Annotated in this window: 27 protein-coding genes; 1 reads left to right on the top strand and 26 read right to left on the bottom strand. The window is 38.8% G+C overall.

Annotated elements, in window-relative coordinates; translation table 11 throughout:
* Window positions 1–175: 175 nt before the first annotated feature.
* The 22 genes from ACTG7X_RS08190 to ACTG7X_RS08085 all read right to left on the bottom strand — a co-directional run bounded on the left by ACTG7X_RS08190 (window position 176) and on the right by ACTG7X_RS08085 (window position 13,766).
* Window positions 176–598 carry a type II toxin-antitoxin system VapC family toxin gene (locus ACTG7X_RS08190; RefSeq protein ID WP_439258016.1) on the bottom strand — a complete coding sequence of 141 codons (423 nt, stop codon included), beginning with the start codon at window positions 596–598 and terminating at the stop codon, window positions 176–178.
* A 3-nt stretch (window positions 599–601) separates the two neighbouring features.
* Complete coding sequence (locus tag ACTG7X_RS08185) at window positions 602–865, bottom strand: type II toxin-antitoxin system Phd/YefM family antitoxin (RefSeq protein WP_439258015.1); 264 nt, start codon at window positions 863–865, stop codon at window positions 602–604.
* A gap of 231 nt (window positions 866–1,096) precedes the next feature.
* Entirely contained in the window at window positions 1,097–1,543 is a 447-nt protein-coding gene (locus ACTG7X_RS08180; protein ID WP_439258014.1) for a pyruvate kinase, read from the bottom strand.
* Window positions 1,543–2,151 carry a hypothetical protein gene (locus ACTG7X_RS08175; protein WP_439258013.1) on the bottom strand — a complete coding sequence of 203 codons (609 nt, stop codon included), beginning with the start codon at window positions 2,149–2,151 and terminating at the stop codon, window positions 1,543–1,545. The genes ACTG7X_RS08180 and ACTG7X_RS08175 overlap by 1 nt, the downstream gene beginning before the upstream one ends.
* 149 nt (window positions 2,152–2,300) lie before the next feature.
* Window positions 2,301–2,558: a 30S ribosomal protein S17 gene (gene rpsQ / locus ACTG7X_RS08170; protein ID WP_386695009.1), complete on the bottom strand. Its 258-nt coding sequence runs from the start codon at window positions 2,556–2,558 to the stop codon at window positions 2,301–2,303.
* Window positions 2,558–2,749: a 50S ribosomal protein L29 gene (rpmC, locus tag ACTG7X_RS08165; protein WP_078239930.1), complete on the bottom strand. Its 192-nt coding sequence runs from the start codon at window positions 2,747–2,749 to the stop codon at window positions 2,558–2,560. Before rpmC ends, rpsQ begins: the two co-directional genes overlap by 1 nt.
* Window positions 2,749–3,159, bottom strand: coding sequence for a 50S ribosomal protein L16 (rplP, locus tag ACTG7X_RS08160; RefSeq protein WP_386687911.1), 411 nt, complete (start codon window positions 3,157–3,159; stop codon window positions 2,749–2,751). The genes rpmC and rplP overlap by 1 nt, the downstream gene beginning before the upstream one ends.
* 13 nt (window positions 3,160–3,172) lie before the next feature.
* Window positions 3,173–3,880: a 30S ribosomal protein S3 gene (gene rpsC, locus ACTG7X_RS08155; RefSeq protein WP_132299970.1), complete on the bottom strand. Its 708-nt coding sequence runs from the start codon at window positions 3,878–3,880 to the stop codon at window positions 3,173–3,175.
* Between the two features lie 17 nt (window positions 3,881–3,897).
* Window positions 3,898–4,230, bottom strand: coding sequence for a 50S ribosomal protein L22 (rplV, locus tag ACTG7X_RS08150; protein WP_012072223.1), 333 nt, complete (start codon window positions 4,228–4,230; stop codon window positions 3,898–3,900).
* Window positions 4,231–4,240: 10 nt separating this feature from the next.
* Entirely contained in the window at window positions 4,241–4,516 is a 276-nt protein-coding gene (gene rpsS / locus ACTG7X_RS08145) for a 30S ribosomal protein S19 (RefSeq protein WP_005539416.1), read from the bottom strand.
* A gap of 25 nt (window positions 4,517–4,541) precedes the next feature.
* Window positions 4,542–5,363, bottom strand: coding sequence for a 50S ribosomal protein L2 (gene rplB / locus ACTG7X_RS08140; RefSeq protein ID WP_439242698.1), 822 nt, complete (start codon window positions 5,361–5,363; stop codon window positions 4,542–4,544).
* Between the two features lie 19 nt (window positions 5,364–5,382).
* Window positions 5,383–5,688 carry a 50S ribosomal protein L23 gene (rplW, locus tag ACTG7X_RS08135; RefSeq protein WP_439242696.1) on the bottom strand — a complete coding sequence of 102 codons (306 nt, stop codon included), beginning with the start codon at window positions 5,686–5,688 and terminating at the stop codon, window positions 5,383–5,385.
* Window positions 5,685–6,287 carry a 50S ribosomal protein L4 gene (gene rplD / locus ACTG7X_RS08130; RefSeq protein ID WP_386691562.1) on the bottom strand — a complete coding sequence of 201 codons (603 nt, stop codon included), beginning with the start codon at window positions 6,285–6,287 and terminating at the stop codon, window positions 5,685–5,687. The genes rplW and rplD overlap by 4 nt, the downstream gene beginning before the upstream one ends.
* A gap of 14 nt (window positions 6,288–6,301) precedes the next feature.
* Window positions 6,302–6,928, bottom strand: a complete 627-nt coding sequence (rplC, locus tag ACTG7X_RS08125; protein ID WP_386687933.1) for a 50S ribosomal protein L3 — start codon at window positions 6,926–6,928, stop codon at window positions 6,302–6,304.
* A 17-nt stretch (window positions 6,929–6,945) separates the two neighbouring features.
* The gene (gene rpsJ, locus ACTG7X_RS08120; RefSeq protein ID WP_001181005.1) at window positions 6,946–7,257 is read right to left on the bottom strand and encodes a 30S ribosomal protein S10; all 312 of its coding nucleotides are present in this window, start codon (window positions 7,255–7,257) and stop codon (window positions 6,946–6,948) included.
* 320 nt (window positions 7,258–7,577) lie between these two features.
* A complete protein-coding gene (locus ACTG7X_RS08115) occupies window positions 7,578–8,315 on the bottom strand; it encodes a sugar isomerase domain-containing protein (RefSeq protein WP_439258012.1) in 738 nt (245 codons plus the stop codon).
* Window positions 8,315–9,556, bottom strand: coding sequence for a PTS ascorbate transporter subunit IIC (locus ACTG7X_RS08110; RefSeq protein ID WP_439258011.1), 1,242 nt, complete (start codon window positions 9,554–9,556; stop codon window positions 8,315–8,317). The genes ACTG7X_RS08115 and ACTG7X_RS08110 overlap by 1 nt, the downstream gene beginning before the upstream one ends.
* Before the next feature lie 3 nt (window positions 9,557–9,559).
* Complete coding sequence (locus ACTG7X_RS08105; RefSeq protein WP_439258010.1) at window positions 9,560–9,844, bottom strand: PTS sugar transporter subunit IIB; 285 nt, start codon at window positions 9,842–9,844, stop codon at window positions 9,560–9,562.
* 54 nt (window positions 9,845–9,898) lie between these two features.
* The gene (locus ACTG7X_RS08100; protein ID WP_439258009.1) at window positions 9,899–10,975 is read right to left on the bottom strand and encodes an extracellular solute-binding protein; all 1,077 of its coding nucleotides are present in this window, start codon (window positions 10,973–10,975) and stop codon (window positions 9,899–9,901) included.
* An 18-nt stretch (window positions 10,976–10,993) separates the two neighbouring features.
* On the bottom strand, window positions 10,994–11,839 hold the full coding sequence (locus ACTG7X_RS08095; protein ID WP_439258008.1) for an ABC transporter permease: 846 nt from the start codon (window positions 11,837–11,839) through the stop codon (window positions 10,994–10,996).
* Window positions 11,836–12,705, bottom strand: coding sequence for an ABC transporter permease (locus ACTG7X_RS08090; RefSeq protein ID WP_439258007.1), 870 nt, complete (start codon window positions 12,703–12,705; stop codon window positions 11,836–11,838). Before ACTG7X_RS08090 ends, ACTG7X_RS08095 begins: the two co-directional genes overlap by 4 nt.
* Window positions 12,702–13,766 (bottom strand): ABC transporter ATP-binding protein, encoded by a 1,065-nt coding sequence (locus tag ACTG7X_RS08085; protein ID WP_439258006.1) that lies wholly within the window; start codon window positions 13,764–13,766, stop codon window positions 12,702–12,704. Before ACTG7X_RS08085 ends, ACTG7X_RS08090 begins: the two co-directional genes overlap by 4 nt.
* A gap of 188 nt (window positions 13,767–13,954) precedes the next feature.
* Between ACTG7X_RS08085 and ACTG7X_RS08080 the strand changes: the two genes are divergently transcribed.
* On the top strand, window positions 13,955–14,344 hold the full coding sequence (locus ACTG7X_RS08080) for a helix-turn-helix domain-containing protein (protein ID WP_439258004.1): 390 nt from the start codon (window positions 13,955–13,957) through the stop codon (window positions 14,342–14,344).
* An 8-nt stretch (window positions 14,345–14,352) separates the two neighbouring features.
* Here the strand turns inward: ACTG7X_RS08080 and ACTG7X_RS08075 are convergent, their stop codons facing one another.
* From ACTG7X_RS08075 to ACTG7X_RS08060, 4 genes are all read right to left on the bottom strand, one after another.
* Complete coding sequence (locus ACTG7X_RS08075) at window positions 14,353–14,772, bottom strand: type II toxin-antitoxin system VapC family toxin (RefSeq protein ID WP_439258048.1); 420 nt, start codon at window positions 14,770–14,772, stop codon at window positions 14,353–14,355.
* A gap of 2 nt (window positions 14,773–14,774) precedes the next feature.
* Window positions 14,775–15,038 carry a type II toxin-antitoxin system prevent-host-death family antitoxin gene (locus ACTG7X_RS08070; protein ID WP_439258003.1) on the bottom strand — a complete coding sequence of 88 codons (264 nt, stop codon included), beginning with the start codon at window positions 15,036–15,038 and terminating at the stop codon, window positions 14,775–14,777.
* A gap of 125 nt (window positions 15,039–15,163) precedes the next feature.
* Entirely contained in the window at window positions 15,164–16,009 is an 846-nt protein-coding gene (gene rpoH / locus ACTG7X_RS08065; protein WP_439258002.1) for an RNA polymerase sigma factor RpoH, read from the bottom strand.
* 195 nt (window positions 16,010–16,204) lie between these two features.
* A complete protein-coding gene (locus ACTG7X_RS08060) occupies window positions 16,205–16,630 on the bottom strand; it encodes a universal stress protein (RefSeq protein ID WP_439258001.1) in 426 nt (141 codons plus the stop codon).
* Between the last annotated feature and the right edge of the window lie 4 nt (window positions 16,631–16,634).

Here is a 16,634-nt window from a genome sequence, read left to right as displayed (position 1 = left end):
AAACACCCTTGCGGGACGAACCTACTTACCTTAGGATAAGTAGGTCGGTGAGTTTATCAAAAAGGCAAGATAAAATCAACTGGATTTTCAAGGAAATATTCGCTATCAGAAACTTTATAGAAATAAACTGCGCTTGAAATAACACATTCAAAGTGCAGTGAAAAATGATACAAAATTAATTCTCATCAAACGGATTAAACAACGTCACTCCTGTACGAGAAAAATCTGCCACATTGCGAGTAACTAACGTTAAATTATATTGAATTGCCGTAGCCGCAATCCACGCATCATTTTCAGGAGCGTGATCGGGAATATGTAGTTTGGCACAAATTTGAGCTGTGCGTTTATCAATGACTAAGGTTTTATCTTGGAAAAATCGACAAATATCTTTTTCAAACCAGCTTCGTAATAGTTTCCCTTGTTGGGGATCTTTACGTTCTAATGCCAATACGCCTCGTTCCAATTCCATTAATACCACAGGATTAATAAAAATATCTTCTTGAGAAATCGTGGCTAACCAATTCACCACACCTTGATTTGCTTTGTTTTTCTCTATTTTTCGGATCTCACTGAGAATATTCGTATCAAGCAAATACATCCTTTAATCCTCAAAATTGACAGATTGACGTTGTTTGGTACTGCGTGGCTGTAATTCAAACTCAATATCGCCCACACCTTCAATAGTCGGCGTTAAAGCAGATAACGCACTACGAAAGGGTTTGGTTTTAATTTGTTGTTGATAGTCAGTATATTTCATTAAGACATAACTCGGTTCACCACGATTTGTGATAATCACAGGTTCAATTTGAGCGGCTTTTTGAGCTTGACTCAAATGTTGATTAAATTCTCGACTGGTCATCATCATATTTCCCCCTTCCCAAATAAAGTAGTGATGTAACTACATTATGGCAAAATAATAACCTCATTGCAATGCCATTTTTCTTGATATTTAACCCAAAACTGCGGTGAAAAATTCCAAAGGAATTTCAACGTTGCTTCAGCAATGAGAGCAAAGCCCCGAGCAATTCCTTTGGGAATTGTGAGTAAAGAATCGTAAATTTTTCCAATAAAAAAGCCCCATAAGGAGCTTTAAAATTTACACAGTCGGATTTAATTTCCGCTCAATAAAAGATTTTTTTACTCTTAGCCACCAATCTTTAATGATTTTTGTCGTCTCCGCATCATCACTATCGCAAAAAGTTAAAGCATTACGAAAATGGGGTAAAATTTCATTACCTAACGCCCAATCTAAAAGACGAATTGGTCGACGATAATTCATCCAGCTAATTTCACTGTCGTCATTAGCAACCAGATATTCACCACCAATAACTTGCACCAAAGCAACTAGCTGTTTCCCATTTTTAATCGCAACAACATCATTCACTTGCATTTTATAGCAAAAATCTTGAATTTGGCGTTCATCTTCTTTTCCGCCAATTCCAATAATTTGTTTATGCTGAAGAATGCTAGGAACATTTTCTACAAATTCTTGGTTTTCAGAAGGGAACATTTGCATATGCCAGAATTGAATTTCTTCTAACATTACAGTTCACCTTCTTTTTTCAGCTGTTCTAGCATAGGTTGCATAAGTTGTTTTATAGTAACATTACACATTTGAGATAGCCAAGACTGATGAGCTTCTCGTTCTTTCTTACTCAAACGTTTATAATGCTCTTCCCAGTCTGTATAGCACCCAGTGCCAACCACGCCACTATTATCCCCCTTATTTCTAATATATTCAGCTAGCTTTTCACTAACATAGAAATCTTTTCCATATTTAGATTCAATAAACATACGTTCTATTAGGTTCAACATATCAGCTTCGTTGAATTCAAATCTATATTTTTTTTGTACTGCTTGAGAATTCAGAACTATAAGGCCATTAGGAGCACGGTTTTCAGTTTTCGGATACTCTGGTAAATACTTTCCACTATGTGTAACTAAATTATCAAGAAGTGATAATTCTTCTTTTTTTGTCATATTCAGCCATTCATCAAAACTCGGTTCTCTGTCAAGTAAATAGGCAAGTTCGCAACCATCAATAAAACGACTATAACTAATACATATCATATTATCTGTTGCAGTCCCTTCTGCTTTAACTGTATTAAAAACACATAAAGCACTAATAAGTACCAAAAAAAATCTTTTCATTTTAACTCCTTAGAAATTAAGTTTTACAGGCTAGTTTGCTTTATATGTCAATATAAAGCAAAGGTAGTATACTACCTTGAAAAAATGATTATTTTTGATACAAAAAAGCCTAGCAATCGCTAGGCTTTTCATTTTTTGATTATCGAAGATTAAGCAACAACTGCTTTTTCAACGACACGAACCAATGTCCAAGATTTGGTTTTTGAGATAGGACGAGATTCTTTGATCTCTACTACATCACCAATTCTTGCTTCGTTATTTTCATCGTGAACGTGTAATTTTGTGGTACGACGGATAAATTTACCCAATAGTGGGTGTTTTACTTTGCGTTCAATCGCAATAGTGAAAGATTTATCCATTTTATCGCTGATTACACGACCTTGAACTGTACGAATTTTATCAGTCATTACTCACCCGCCTTTTCGGTTAACACAGTTTTAATTTGTGCAATACTACGACGCACTTGTTTTAACTGATGGGTTTGTTGAAGCTGACCGGTGGCTGCTTGCATACGCAATTTGAATTGTTCACCTAAAAGGTTCACTAACTCAGCATTCAGCTCTTCAACGTTTTTGTTTCTTAGTTCTTGAGCTTTCATTACATCACCGTCTTAATTACGAACGTTGTTTTAATTGGAAGTTTCGCCGCTGCTAATGCAAATGCACTACGAGCGATTTCTTCTGAAACTCCGTCCATTTCATAAAGTACTTTACCTGGTTGGATAAGTGCTACCCAGTATTCCACGTTACCTTTACCTTTACCCATACGAACTTCTAATGGTTTTTCGGTAATTGGTTTGTCAGGGAATACACGAATCCAGATTTTACCTTGACGTTTAACCGCACGAGTCATCGCACGACGAGCCGCTTCGATTTGACGCGCTGTTAAACGACCGCGACCAACCGCTTTTAAACCGAATGTACCGAAGCTGACTTCAGTACCTGCGGCTAGACCACGGTTGCGTCCTTTGTGGACTTTACGGAATTTTGTACGTTTTGGTTGCAACATTTAACAGTTCTCCTTACTTACGACCTTTGCCACGTGGTGCCTTTTTAGGCTGGGCAGGTTGTTGTTCTGGTTGTTGTGCAATTGCAGCCATTCCACCTAAAATTTCACCTTTGAAGATCCAAACTTTTACGCCGATAACGCCGTATGTAGTATGTGCTTCTGCAGTGTTATAATCGATGTCCGCACGCAGTGTATGTAATGGCACACGGCCTTCACGATACCATTCTGAGCGTGCAATTTCTGCACCACCTAAACGACCGCTTACTTCAACTTTGATACCTTTAGCACCTAAACGCATGGCGTTTTGTACTGCACGTTTCATTGCACGGCGGAACATTACACGGCGTTCTAATTGAGAAGCAATGCTGTCTGCAACTAATTTTGCATCTAATTCAGGTTTTTTCACTTCAGCAATGTTGATTTGAGCAGGCACACCAGCGATTTTCGCTACTGCGTTGCGTAATTTTTCAACATCTTCGCCTTTTTTACCGATAACGATACCTGGGCGAGCTGTGTGAATAGTAACACGAATGCTTTTTGCAGGACGCTCAATAGTGATGCGTGACACTGAAGCACTCGCTAATTCTTTATTCAAGAATTTACGTACGTTGAAATCGCCTTCTAAATTATCGGCGAAGTCTTGTGTATTCGCGAACCAAGTAGAGCTCCAAGGCTTAACAATACCTAGGCGAATACCATGTGGATGGACTTTTTGACCCATTTGCTATTCCTCTACGATTAACGATCTGACACAACCACAGTGATGTGGCTTGTACGTTTTAAAATGCGATCTGCACGGCCTTTGGCACGTGGCATAACACGTTTCATACTAGGACCTTCGTCAACGAAAATCTTAGCGACTTTGAGATCATCGATATCTGCACCGTCATTGTGCTCGGCGTTAGCAATCGCAGACTCAAGAACTTTTTTCACTAAAGCCGCGGCTTTTTTGTTAGTGTAAGTTAAGATCTCAAGTGCAGCTGCTACTTTCTTACCACGGATTAAATCCGCAACTAAGCGAGCTTTTTGAGCTGAAGTGCGAGCGTAACGATGTTTTGCGATAGTTTCCATCTTTTACCTCTTACTTCTTAGCTTTTTTATCCGCAGCGTGACCGCGGTATGTACGAGTCGGTGCAAATTCGCCTAATTTATGTCCGATCATTTCATCGGAAACATAAACAGGAACGTGCTGACGACCATTATGGACTGCGATGGTCAAACCAATCATTGATGGAATGATCATTGAACGACGGGACCAAGTTTTAATTGGTTTTTTATCCCCGCTTTCCACCGCCTTCTCTACCTTCTTCAACAAGTGTAGGTCAAGGAAAGGACCCTTCTTGAGAGAACGTGGCATGGCTTATCCTCTTATTTAATTAAAATTATTTGCCACGACGACGTACGATAAATTTATCAGTACGTTTGTTGTGACGAGTTTTCTTACCTTTGGTTTGAACGCCCCAAGGTGTAACAGGGTGTTTACCGAAGTTACGACCTTCACCACCACCGTGTGGGTGATCTACTGGGTTCATTGCAGTACCACGAACGGTAGGACGAATCCCTCTCCAACGGCTTGCACCTGCTTTACCAAGTACACGCAACATGTGTTCAGAGTTACCGACTTCACCGATGGTTGCTACACATTCTGCTAATACTTTACGCATTTCGCCAGAACGTAAACGCAATGTAACGTAGTTACCTTCACGTGCGATGATTTGTACATAAGCCCCTGCAGAACGAGCGATTTGACCGCCTTTGCCTGGTTTTAATTCAACGTTATGTACAGTCGAACCAACTGGAATATTACGCATTGGTAATGAGTTACCCACTTTAATTGGTGAGTTTACGCCAGCTTGGATTTGATCGCCTACTGATAAGCCTTTTGGTGCTAAGATGTAACGGCGTTCACCGTCTTTGTAAAGCACTAATGCAATATTGGCAGAACGATTTGGATCATATTCAAGACGCTCAACAACCGCTGGAATATCCAACTTATTACGTTTAAAATCAACTAAACGATAATGTTGTTTATGACCACCACCGATATGGCGAGTAGTAATACGTCCTAAATTATTACGACCACCTGTTCTTGATTTAGTATCAAGTAAAGGTGCATAAGGTTTACCCTTATGTAATTCAGGGTTCACGATTTTAACAACGTGACGACGACCAGCGGAGGTCGGCTTACATTTAACGATAGCCATTTCTAGTTTCTCCTCCTAATTACTCTGTCGCACCTTCAACGAAGTCCAAAGATTGACCTTCTTGAAGTGTAACATAAGCTTTTTTCCAGTCGCTACGGCGACCCACTTTCGCACCACGGCGTTTAGTTTTACCTTTAACAACCACAGTACGCACTGAATCTACTTTCACTTCGAAAAGTTGAGCAACTGCGTTAGCAATTTCAACTTTATTGGCATCTAATGCCACTTTGAAAACGATAGTGTTTGAGCCTTCAGCATTGTTTGTTGCTTTCTCAGAGATAAGCGGTGCTTTAAGCACACTTAGCAAACGTTCTTGTTGAATCATGCTAACATCTCCTCAATTTGTTTTACTGCATCCACAGTAACCACCACTTTATCGAAAGCAATTAAGCTCACAGGGTCGATACCTTGAACATCACGCACATCAACTTTATATAAGTTGCGTGCTGCTAAGAATAGATTTTCATCTAAACTTGCAGTAATGATTAATGCGTCTGTTAACGCTAAATCTTTTAATTTTTGAACTAATGACTTCGTTTTTGGTGCATCAATTTCGAATTTTTCCACCACAACCAAACGGTCTTGACGAACTAATTCAGAAAGAATGCTTTTAATTGCACCACGGTACATTTTTTTGTTCACTTTTTGGCTGTGATCTTGTGGTTTCGCAGCGAATGTGATACCACCAGAACGCCAGATTGGTGATTTAATATCACCAGAACGTGCACGACCTGTACCTTTTTGACGCCAAGGTTTTTTACCTGAACCAGACACTTCAGCACGAGTTTTTTGTGCACGAGAACCCTGACGAGCACCTGCTGCATAAGCAACAACCACTTGATGAATTAACGCTTCATTAAACTCACGTCCGAAGGTAGTTTCAGAAACGCTGAGTGCGTTAGCACCGACAACTTGTAATTCCATCTCTATCTCCTGACTTACGCTTTAACCGCTGGTTTCACGATAACATTACTATCAGTTGCACCTGGAACGGCACCTTTGACTAATAATAATTTACGCTCAACATCAACACGAACAACTTCAAGTGATTGAACAGTTACACGTTCAGCACCTAAGTGTCCAGCCATTTTTTTACCTTTAAACACACGACCTGGGGTTTGGTTTTGACCAATAGAACCAAGTACACGATGTGATAAAGAGTTACCGTGAGTTGCATCTTGAGTACGGAAATTCCAACGTTTAACACCACCTTGGAAACCTTTACCTTTAGATGTACCAGTAACATCAACTTTTTTAACATCTGCAAAGATGTCAACATTAATTTCTTGACCTAAAGTGAATTCTTCACCTTCAGTACGAAATTCCCATAAACCGCGACCAGCTTCAACACCTGCTTTCACGAAATGACCAGCTTCTGGCTTAGTTACACGACTTGCTTTTTTAGAGCCAGTAGTAACTTGAACAGCAGAATAGCCATCGTTTTCAAGAGTTTTCACTTGAGTCACACGGTTGGATTCAATTTCGATAACGGTAACTGGAATTGACACACCGTCTTCAGTGAAGACACGCGTCATACCAACTTTACGACCGACTAAACCAATCATTGTAATAACCTCTTAAATTAACCTAGGCTGATCTGCACGTCAACGCCGGCAGCCAGATCTAAACGCATAAGTGCATCAACAGTTTTTTCTGTTGGCTCAACAATATCAACTAAACGTTTGTGCGTACGGATTTCATATTGATCACGTGCGTCTTTATTAACGTGTGGTGAAATCAATACGGTAAAACGTTCTTTACGAGTTGGTAAAGGAATTGGACCACGAACTTGTGCGCCAGTACGTTTAGCTGTTTCTACGATCTCCGCCGTAGATTGATCGATCAAGCGATGATCAAATGCTTTTAAGCGGATACGGATTCTTTGGTTCTGCATTAGACCAGAGCTCCAATAATTTTTAGCTAATAAAAAACTGACACCATCACCTTTGTACAACTTAAATAAAGGGAAGTGCAGCAGACCTATTTTAGCTCCCAAATCGGGAACATTTTATCTGTTACCTATTGTAACAGTACGTTTAATAAATGATTACATTAAACGACTTTCGGATTGAAAGTGCGGTGGATTATACAAGAGTAGCTTTGAATATGCAAGTTTTTTATTAAATAAAAGGGATTTAAATCCCTTTTATCCTCTTTCACTTACATCTGTTACGGAATCAACTCTCGCTTAACCCTAACAAAATAGTGTAAGGTTCAAAATTGGTAATGAATAGACTCTTTATAATCATTATAAAGTTCCTTATTTTTTTCATCTCCACCGTCTAAATTTGCAGAGTAAAAAATAGGCGGTGAAGTTACACCAAGTTCAACCAAGCGGCGACAAGTTTCAACGACAACAGTGTTTAATATGGTAGCACCTATTACCGTAGAAGTTGGACCAACTTTTTGTTCTATTCCTTGTATCTTGCAAGTGGCATCGCCAATATCGCCGTGGTTATCTAAAACCACATCAGCTAATTCAAATAACCGCTGACCACTAACATGCCGACTCGATACCGATTGAGAATAAGCAACATTAGTTAAAGCAATAATCTTTACACCTTTTTGTTTAGCTGCTAAGGCTAAATCTAAAACAATGGCATTACGTCCTGATACCGAATGAATAATTAAAATATCATCCTTATGGAAATTAACCGTACTCGCAATGGCTGTGCCATAACCCTCTAAACGTTCCATTTGGCTAGTAAATGTAATTGGCTCTCTGTCCAATAATACTTCACGAGCAAAAATTGGATTAATAAGCATTAATCCACCTGCACGATAATAAAGCTCTTGGGTTAAAATTCCTGCATGACTTGCACCGAAAATGTAAAGAGAACGCTTTTCGGTAATAGCTTGAACAAAAAGTTCAACAGTTTGTTCTATCGCCATTCTTTCTTTTTCTTCAATTAAGGTTAAAATTGCCCTTATTTTCTCTATGTAATCAAACATTAAAAACCACCAAAGAGACGAGCGATACTACCCCATAAGGAAAAATCATTGCCACCAAAAATCAATAACCAACTTTGAATAGTGGTACTAAATAAAACAGCTGATATTCCCACCAGAATAACCATTACCACGGACGCTACCGCTGTACCAATAATCGCCCCTTTTAAACCACCTTGTCCTTCACCAATTACCGCTGCACCACCGGCCTCAAAGAAACTGGTAATCACTAATGGCACGATAAGCACACCGAAAATATTAAAGGTATTGGCTAAAATGAGTAATAACGTAGATGTAATCATTGCCACAACAAAGCCAATAATCACCGCATTTGGACGATAATTAAAGATAATAGGCACATCAAATGCAGGTTTTGCACCAGGAACAAGTTTTTCAGCAATACCTTGGAAAGCAGGAATAATTTGATTAATCAATAAACGCACCCCATAAAGCATTACCAATAATCCAGCCCCAAAAGAGATCCCTGCACTGATAGAAAACATAATTAGATTATTTCCATCAGGGGTTAATGTCGGAATAAAAATACCTACAATTAAGTTGATTAAAAAGAGAACGATACCACCTGTAATAGAAATTTCACGGAAAAAAGACAGGCTTTCAGGCACTTTAATATCTTCCGTTGATTTTTCTTTATTACCAAACCATTTGGCAACATAACCAGAAACTAAAGATAAAATACCTGTTGGGTGTCCTATAAGAAAAGAATCATCTCCCGTGGCATCCCATACAAATTTACGCATTATCCAAGGCATCAATGACCAATAAAGGGCAGAAAAAATTGCAGCAAATGTAATTAGTACCCAACCCGTTAAACCATTTTCAACGCCTGTGGCAACAAAAACAAAAGGAAACCACCAGAGCATATGTCCTGTTAAGAAAATGGTTTTTACAGGGGTAAAACGAGCAATTAACAAGTGCAAAATTAGCCCGACAAACATCGCCAAGCCTACTGTTCCACCATAATTTTGCGTAAAATTATCCCCTAATAAACCTTGAGAAACCTCAAGACCTAAATGATTTTGAAAGGCAGTATTAATAGGCACAATAGTACCCGACATTAAATTGACGCCAGTGGTTAGGATTACCATACCAAAGGCGGCGGTCAATGTGCCTTTAATAATATCGGATATGGATTTCTTTTGTAGAGCTAAACCTAAAAAAGCGATTAAACCTAACAATACAGGGGGATTTTTTAAAATATGATTACTCAAAAAATCTAACATAATTTATCCTTTTAAACTATTCAAATAGGTTTCAAGCTGTTGTTTAACTTCCACTTTATTCATATAAATTTTAATCGGATAAACTGGATTTTTAACCGAAGAACTTAGCTCGGAAAGTAATTCATGGCTAGTAAAATAAACATCCGCTGACATTGATTTCGCTGATGAAAGATCGGTATTATCCACGACCGCATCAATACCCAATTCTTTAGCAACCTTTTCTAAGGTCATTCTCAGCACCATAGAACTACCAACACCAAAACCACAAACGGCTAATATTTTGATCATAAACGACCCTCCAATAAATTCTTGACTATTAAAAATTCCTAACTTTATAACACACTATTTAGATACTACTTCTTTACTAAATGTGGACATCGCTGATTTACTCCACTTCACAGGGAAGAAAGATACATCTGTTTTACCCGATTCGCTGCTTAGTGGACGAACGCCAAATTGTTCATTAAGTTTTTTCTGGGATTCAGGAGATGTAATCCAATTGATAAAGACTAGTGATGCTGCAGGATGAGCCGTGTTTTTTGCAACCCCTACTACATTGCCACCAGCTGGCATACCAAATTTTGGTACATAGAATTTCAAACGTGGGGTAACTGCCCCTTGTTTTTGCATACTATATAAATGATCTTGCCACGCAGAGACTAAATCTAATTCTCCATCATTTAAACGAGTTAAACTGTCTGCATTGGAAGAAGTGCGAGTCATTTTTGCTTTATTTTCAGCAAACCATTGCCATGTTTTATGCCAAGTATTAATCTGTGCATCATTAATTTCTTGATTAGCATAATCATAATCACCGCTCACATTAATTAATGCTCGTTCAATAAAGGCCTTACCTGAAGAACCACCACTTGGATCAGCATAACCAAACTTTTTCGGATTCGCATTGATATAGCTTTCTACATCGCTCCAGCTTTGTGGTAATTTATCTTCGCTAATGCGTTGCGGATCATAAGCAAAGCCTGTTTGATTACCCCAAAAACCTAAGGCCTCATTGCCAAAAGGAATCCCTTGTAATAAGTGATTACCGTTGGTGAAGTTCGGAATAAATTCAATGTTATCAAACACATTTCCTTTTTGAATAGTTGGGTAGCTATCTGATGCGATAGCAACTACGTCCATTTTGCCTTTTTCTAGGCTTTTTTCAGCGAGCAATTTGCTGATATTACCCTCTGCTGTACCCTCAGGAATTTTGACTTTAATACCATATTGATTTTCAAAGTCTTTCACAAAAGTACGAAATTGTGGTTGTAAATACCACACGCTAACGACCACTTGCCCCTCTTGTTTAGCTTGAGTTTCTATTTCTTGCCAAGATTTTTGACTCAGATCATTTGCCATCACGGAACTAGCGAAAAATACGCTAGAAAGTGCGGTTGAAAAAGTAAGTAATTTACGCATAATGTTTCTCCTATTAATTTAGGCTTTGCCTGTGGATTGAGATAAATAATTTCCTTTTAACAATTTCTCGATTAACATCATTAAAATAATATTCGGCACAAGCAAGATGATAGAAACCACGGCGGCATTGGGGCGAATAAATGAGTAACCCAAGAAAGAATATAGAATGGTCGGTACAGTAATAAAATCAGGTGAACCAATCACAAAAGAAATGGAAAATTCTTCAATACTTTTTACCAAACAGAAAATGATGGCGGCTAAAAAACTCGGTTTTAACATTGGCAAATACACATCTTTAAAGGTTGTATATTTTGATGCTCCCAAATCACGACTGGCATCAATTAAATCCTGTGGTACAGCGGAAAAACCTGCGGATAAAATCCGAATGGCATAGGGCAAAGTCATTACCGTATGCCCCACCACAATGCCGATAAAAGGATTGGTAATTTTTAAACTGAGCAACATTTGGCTGAAAAACAACGCAATGATCATCCCAGGGATCACCAATGGAATTAACGTAAGTAATTCGGCAAATTTTTTGCCACGAAAGTCCATTCGTCCAAAAGCATAAGCAGTTGGCATTGCCAAAGTAATTGCAATTAACGCTACCGACGGTGCAATAGTGTAGCTATTAAGCATCGCTTCAGGCAAAGAGGTGTTCTGCCATACATTAACCCAACGTTCAAAAGAGAGCGATTGGGGCAAAATATCAGGGTAACTCCACGGATGTTCAGGATCAACTAATGACCAAAGTCCTGCCATAAAAAATGGCACAACCAACCAAATTAAATTGGCGACAGCAAAGAAAATCAATGAGATACGGCCAATTAATTTACCATTTTTAGTTTGCACGGCGTCATTCATTTGATTTCTCCTTTTTTACGACTAAGCGGTTTAATCAACATCGACACGATAATAGTGAAAAAAGCAGAAGTCAGCATAATCATCATCGCCATCACCGCACTTTGATTCCATTCATCATATTGGTAGGCTGTCATTTGCATTAAACGTGCTAATGAATAGGTATCTCTCGGACCTGCCACGCTGTAAAAGGCAAAGTCCCCCAACGCACCGATAAAAATCAAAATAAATGAAACCTGTACCGCCCCCAAACTGAGCGGAAACACAACATAACGAAAACGTTGCCACGGATTTGAACCTAAATTTGCTGCCGCATCAAGTAAATCGGATTTCAGTGAGTTCACCGCTCCGCCAATCAGAATCAGGGCAAAGGGAATATTTTTCCACATTTGCAGAATCACCACGCCCCAACCAAATTCATCATTTTGCAAAGTATGGGGTTGATCCCAAATACCCAAATACACCAAGGCCTCATTTAAAATACCGTGGTAAGAAATCATATTGACAAATAAGAAAGCGGCAACCAATCCTGGTACAAGCATTGGTGCCCGTAACATGGTAATAATTGTGACTTTGGCAGGTAATGGTTTGCGTAACCACATGGCTATTGGGTAAGCGACAATAATAGAAAGAATGGCTCCCAGCAATGACACTTTAATGGAATAAAATAGTGCTTTTTGGAATACTGTATCCGATAACACGGTTTGCCAATGTTCCAAAGTAAAAGCCACTTCATCACCAAAACTGCTGTGTAACCCGAAACTCTGTAAAACCACAATATAAAAAGTTGATCCCATTAAGACTAAAATCGTACCCAGCCCCGTACTCAGCAATAACCAAGCCTTTAAATTTTCTCGCCATTTATTCATACAGCCTCCAAGAAATGAATCGCCGTTTGTGGCAAATGAAAAGTTAATTTATTATCTTCGGGAATATGGGGAAATTTGGTTAACTGCAGACGAATCTTATAATCGGGCTGTTGGGGCAAGGTGGCTTGTACCTCGGTTAAATTTCCCATAAAGGCAGTTTGTTTCACTTCAACAGTAAACTGATTTTCGCCACCATTAGCATCACATAATTCCGCATCTTCAGGGCGGAAACAAATATAGACTTTTGATGATTCGGGAGCTTTTTCAGAATAAGCAATAAACTCGCCAAAAATCGACCGCACTTTATAACGGTTATCACCCAATGATTCTACGTCCGCCTGCGTAATATTCGCCACCCCGATAAAATCTGCGACAAAACGGTTAATTGGTTGATGATAAATTTCTTGCGGTGTACCAATTTGCTCAATACTGCCCTTATTCAACACGATAATTTTATCGGACATCGCCAAGGCTTCCGCTTGATCGTGGGTGACATAAATGCTGGTTAAATTATATTGACGGGAAAGCTGTTTGATTTCAAAACGCACGCTTTCACGCAATTTGGCATCAAGATTGGAAAGGGGTTCATCAAATAAAATCACGTCAGGACGAGTCACCATTGCCCGAGCCAACGCTACCCGTTGTTGTTGACCGCCCGAAAGCTGATTCGGCATTTTGAGTTTGTGCATTTCCAAATCCATTTGTTTTAAGGCGGTATTTAGGCGAGAAACCTGTTCGGCTTTCTCTATCTTCTTTTGCTGCAATCCGTAACAAATATTGTGGGAAACATTCAAATGGGGAAATAAGGCATAAGATTGGAAACACATTGCGGTGTTACGTTTTTCTGGTGGAACAAAATTGACATTTTCACCACCGATAAGTATCTCCCCCTCATCTGCTTGATAGAATCCTGCGATCAATTTCAATAATGACGTTTTACCGCAACCGCTCGGACCGAGCAAGGTAACAAATTCCCCCTCTTCTGCGACAAAAGAAATATCCCTAGCGGCATAAAAATCCCCGAATTTTTTGGTTACATTTTTAATTTCAAGTTTTGCCATTTTCTCCCCCTACTCCATTAGGTTACATCACCCCAAAGGCATAAAATAACCGCTGTAATTTACTGAAAAATTATGTATAATTGCAAAAATTGGGATTTAAAATATAGAAATCATCATCTTTTATCAATAAAGAAAAAGTGTTTTCTATCCACCAAAACCTTTATATACACACAGAAAAAAGAGTATCTATGAAAATCAATGACAAAATCCGATTACTTCGTGAAGAGCATTTGCTTTCTCAGGAACAGATGGCAGAAAAAATGCACTTATCTACCAATAGTTACGGTAAAATTGAACGAGGTGAAACGAAATTGACGTTGAATAAACTAGAACAAATTGCAGATATTTTTGATTTGGATGTGGTGGAATTGATTCAAAATTGCGATGAAAAGAATATTTCTTACCAAGTCAATCATTACGGTTCGAATATTTTTAGTACAGCCAGTAATATTAAAGACATACTCAACGAGAATGAGAAACTCAGCTTGGTTATTGCTCACAAAGATGAAACTATTCAACAATTACAAGAAGAAATTAAACTATTAAAAGAAATGTTGAGTTTTTTAAAGGTAGCATAACGATTAAACTACTCCCTAAACGGATTAAAAACCAATAAATCTTTCATGTCAAAATCTTTAATATTACGAGTAACCAATGTCAACTGATGTTGCAAGGCCGTGGCAGCGATCCAAGCGTCATTTTCAGGGCGTTTATTGGGAACATGTAATTTGGCACAGATTTCCGCAGTCTGTGAATCAATAGGTAATATTCGCCCCTGAAATTGACGTTTTACCGTATTTTCAAACCAAAATTGAATGATTTTTGCTTGAGTGGGATCTCGTCTGTATAAGGCTAAAATACCACGTTCAATTTCCATGATAGAAACCGCAGAAATAAAGATCTGATCTTCCGTGACGTTCTTTGCCCACGCAACGACCCCAACATTGGCATAACCCAAGGGAATTTTACGTATTTCGCTAATAATATTCGTATCAATTAAGAACATCATCAGAACTCCACATCTGGACGTTGATGATCTACTTCACGATCTGGCAAGATTAAATCAATTTCTGCAACTTGTGGGTTGCTACTCGCAAAAATATCATATAGCGTTCGAGAAGATGAAAGCTGAGTTAAGCGCTGATATTCCGTATAATTTAATACAACAATATCAGGCGTACCATGTTTGGTAATCAACACGGGTTCTATTTTTGCAATTTTGTGGGCTTTTCCTGTATTTTGGTAAAATTCCCGACTGGTAATCACATTCATATTCCCTTTCCTTTCCATTGTAAATATCCGCCAATGCTACTACATTAGTTAAATTGTTACAACAAAAATAAACAGATAACAAAAAAGATCGAATTTCTTCGATCTTTCCTCTTACAATAAATTCCCTAAAAATTCACCGCACTTTTCAACTTCTTCAACGCATTAGTTTCTAGCTGACGCACCCGTTCAGCAGAAATATTATACTTAGCAGCCAAATCGTGCAACGTGGCTTTATCATCATCTAACCAACGGGCTTTAATAATGTCTTGGCTACGTTCGTCCAAGGTTTCCATGGCGTTGCTTAACTGCTCAACAGCTTGGTTTTCGAAGTTTTCATTTTCTAATTCCGCCGCAAAATTGGAGCTTTTATCTTCCAAATACATCACGGGAGAAAAGCTACTTTCTTCGCTATCTTCATTTGGCAAATCAAAACCAACATCAGCACCTGTCATTCGGCTTTCCATTTCCATGACGTCTTGCTTGGAAACACCTAACTCATTGGCCACTAAATCCACTTCGTTTTCATTAAACCAACCTAAACGTTGTTTGGTTTTACGTAGGTTGAAGAACAATTTGCGTTGTGCTTTAGTGGTTGCCACTTTCACGATACGCCAGTTACGGAGCACATATTCGTGAATTTCTGCTTTGATCCAATGCACCGCAAAAGACACCAAACGTACGCCCACTTCTGGGTTAAAACGTTTGACGGCTTTCATCAAGCCGATATTACCCTCTTGAATTAAATCCGCTTGCGGTAAACCATAGCCTGAATAACCACGAGCAACGTGAATCACAAAGCGCAAGTGCGACAAAATTAAGGCTTTGGCAGCCTCTAAATCTTCTTTGTAGTACAAACGTTCCGCCAATTCCTTTTCTTCTTCTGCCGTGAGCATTGGATACTCATTAGCGGCACGAATATAACCCTCGAGATTACCTTGCGGAACTAACATCATTTGTGCTTCTTTATTCATCGCTTTCCTTCTTCAAATGTAAGACGAAATAGTTTCTGTCTTTATAACATAAAACAGCAAAAGATCAACTGCTTTCGATTTTATGTTAAATTAGACCGCACTTTTTTCATAAAAGTTCCACTACTTCATAAAATATTTAGCTAAGAATCCGCTTTAATTGATAGCTTAAACCTTTTTGTCAATTTTACCGAGTTTCTATTTGAGAATCAACATCGGTTTTTCACTATGGCGTGCGACTTTGACGGTGTTAGAGCTTAATCCCTTGGCTTTCGGTTTACTGCTCGCCAACATGACGATTAAATCCACCGATTTTTCTTGTGCAATACGGTTCACTTCTTCATATACGGTACCATGGGCGACGATATGTTGCACTTTCGCACCGGCGGGAAAATTCGCTTGAGTGAACTCGTGTAAGGCTTTATTGGCTTCTTCGACCACGGATTTATCAAAATTTTTCGGTAAAAACGCAGAGATAAAACTGTCATCCATGGGTTCAATAATGGACACCACACGATATACCGCATCGGGCTTATGCGCCGTCAGTTTTAAGCAAGTGTCAACCACATATTTGGCACTTTGCAAATCATTTAAATCAATCGCAATGAGCAAGTTGTTATACATAAAA

The organism is Lonepinella sp. BR2271, assembly GCF_051851515.1.
GTDB lineage: Bacteria > Pseudomonadota > Gammaproteobacteria > Enterobacterales > Pasteurellaceae > Lonepinella.
The sequence above is the reverse complement of the archived record's forward strand: the minus strand, read 5'-3'. Positions and strand labels throughout refer to the sequence as shown.

Excerpts from the sequence above, each read along its gene's own strand:
- ACTG7X_RS08060 (WP_439258001.1), bottom strand. The coding sequence starts at position 16,630 with ATGTATAACAACTTGCTCATTGCGATTGATTTAAATGATTTGCAAAGT.
- rpmC (WP_078239930.1), bottom strand. The coding sequence starts at position 2,749 with ATGAAAGCTCAAGAACTAAGAAACAAAAACGTTGAAGAGCTGAATGCT.
- rplW (WP_439242696.1), bottom strand. The coding sequence starts at position 5,688 with ATGATTCAACAAGAACGTTTGCTAAGTGTGCTTAAAGCACCGCTTATC.
- ACTG7X_RS08080 (WP_439258004.1), top strand. The coding sequence starts at position 13,955 with ATGAAAATCAATGACAAAATCCGATTACTTCGTGAAGAGCATTTGCTT.
- rplD (WP_386691562.1), bottom strand. The coding sequence starts at position 6,287 with ATGGAATTACAAGTTGTCGGTGCTAACGCACTCAGCGTTTCTGAAACT.
- ACTG7X_RS08115 (WP_439258012.1), bottom strand. The coding sequence starts at position 8,315 with ATGTTTGATTACATAGAGAAAATAAGGGCAATTTTAACCTTAATTGAA.
- rpsS (WP_005539416.1), bottom strand. The coding sequence starts at position 4,516 with ATGCCACGTTCTCTCAAGAAGGGTCCTTTCCTTGACCTACACTTGTTG.
- ACTG7X_RS08180 (WP_439258014.1), bottom strand. The coding sequence starts at position 1,543 with ATGTTAGAAGAAATTCAATTCTGGCATATGCAAATGTTCCCTTCTGAA.
- rpsQ (WP_386695009.1), bottom strand. The coding sequence starts at position 2,558 with ATGACTGATAAAATTCGTACAGTTCAAGGTCGTGTAATCAGCGATAAA.
- rpsJ (WP_001181005.1), bottom strand. The coding sequence starts at position 7,257 with ATGCAGAACCAAAGAATCCGTATCCGCTTAAAAGCATTTGATCATCGC.
- ACTG7X_RS08110 (WP_439258011.1), bottom strand. The coding sequence starts at position 9,556 with ATGTTAGATTTTTTGAGTAATCATATTTTAAAAAATCCCCCTGTATTG.
- ACTG7X_RS08105 (WP_439258010.1), bottom strand. The coding sequence starts at position 9,844 with ATGATCAAAATATTAGCCGTTTGTGGTTTTGGTGTTGGTAGTTCTATG.
- rplP (WP_386687911.1), bottom strand. The coding sequence starts at position 3,159 with ATGTTGCAACCAAAACGTACAAAATTCCGTAAAGTCCACAAAGGACGC.
- ACTG7X_RS08090 (WP_439258007.1), bottom strand. The coding sequence starts at position 12,705 with ATGAATAAATGGCGAGAAAATTTAAAGGCTTGGTTATTGCTGAGTACG.
- rpsC (WP_132299970.1), bottom strand. The coding sequence starts at position 3,880 with ATGGGTCAAAAAGTCCATCCACATGGTATTCGCCTAGGTATTGTTAAG.
- ACTG7X_RS08070 (WP_439258003.1), bottom strand. The coding sequence starts at position 15,038 with ATGAATGTGATTACCAGTCGGGAATTTTACCAAAATACAGGAAAAGCC.
- ACTG7X_RS08185 (WP_439258015.1), bottom strand. The coding sequence starts at position 865 with ATGATGATGACCAGTCGAGAATTTAATCAACATTTGAGTCAAGCTCAA.
- rplV (WP_012072223.1), bottom strand. The coding sequence starts at position 4,230 with ATGGAAACTATCGCAAAACATCGTTACGCTCGCACTTCAGCTCAAAAA.
- ACTG7X_RS08085 (WP_439258006.1), bottom strand. The coding sequence starts at position 13,766 with ATGGCAAAACTTGAAATTAAAAATGTAACCAAAAAATTCGGGGATTTT.
- ACTG7X_RS08075 (WP_439258048.1), bottom strand. The coding sequence starts at position 14,772 with ATGTTCTTAATTGATACGAATATTATTAGCGAAATACGTAAAATTCCC.
- ACTG7X_RS08175 (WP_439258013.1), bottom strand. The coding sequence starts at position 2,151 with ATGAAAAGATTTTTTTTGGTACTTATTAGTGCTTTATGTGTTTTTAAT.
- rplB (WP_439242698.1), bottom strand. The coding sequence starts at position 5,363 with ATGGCTATCGTTAAATGTAAGCCGACCTCCGCTGGTCGTCGTCACGTT.
- ACTG7X_RS08095 (WP_439258008.1), bottom strand. The coding sequence starts at position 11,839 with ATGAATGACGCCGTGCAAACTAAAAATGGTAAATTAATTGGCCGTATC.
- rplC (WP_386687933.1), bottom strand. The coding sequence starts at position 6,928 with ATGATTGGTTTAGTCGGTCGTAAAGTTGGTATGACGCGTGTCTTCACT.
- ACTG7X_RS08100 (WP_439258009.1), bottom strand. The coding sequence starts at position 10,975 with ATGCGTAAATTACTTACTTTTTCAACCGCACTTTCTAGCGTATTTTTC.
- ACTG7X_RS08190 (WP_439258016.1), bottom strand. The coding sequence starts at position 598 with ATGTATTTGCTTGATACGAATATTCTCAGTGAGATCCGAAAAATAGAG.
- rpoH (WP_439258002.1), bottom strand. The coding sequence starts at position 16,009 with ATGAATAAAGAAGCACAAATGATGTTAGTTCCGCAAGGTAATCTCGAG.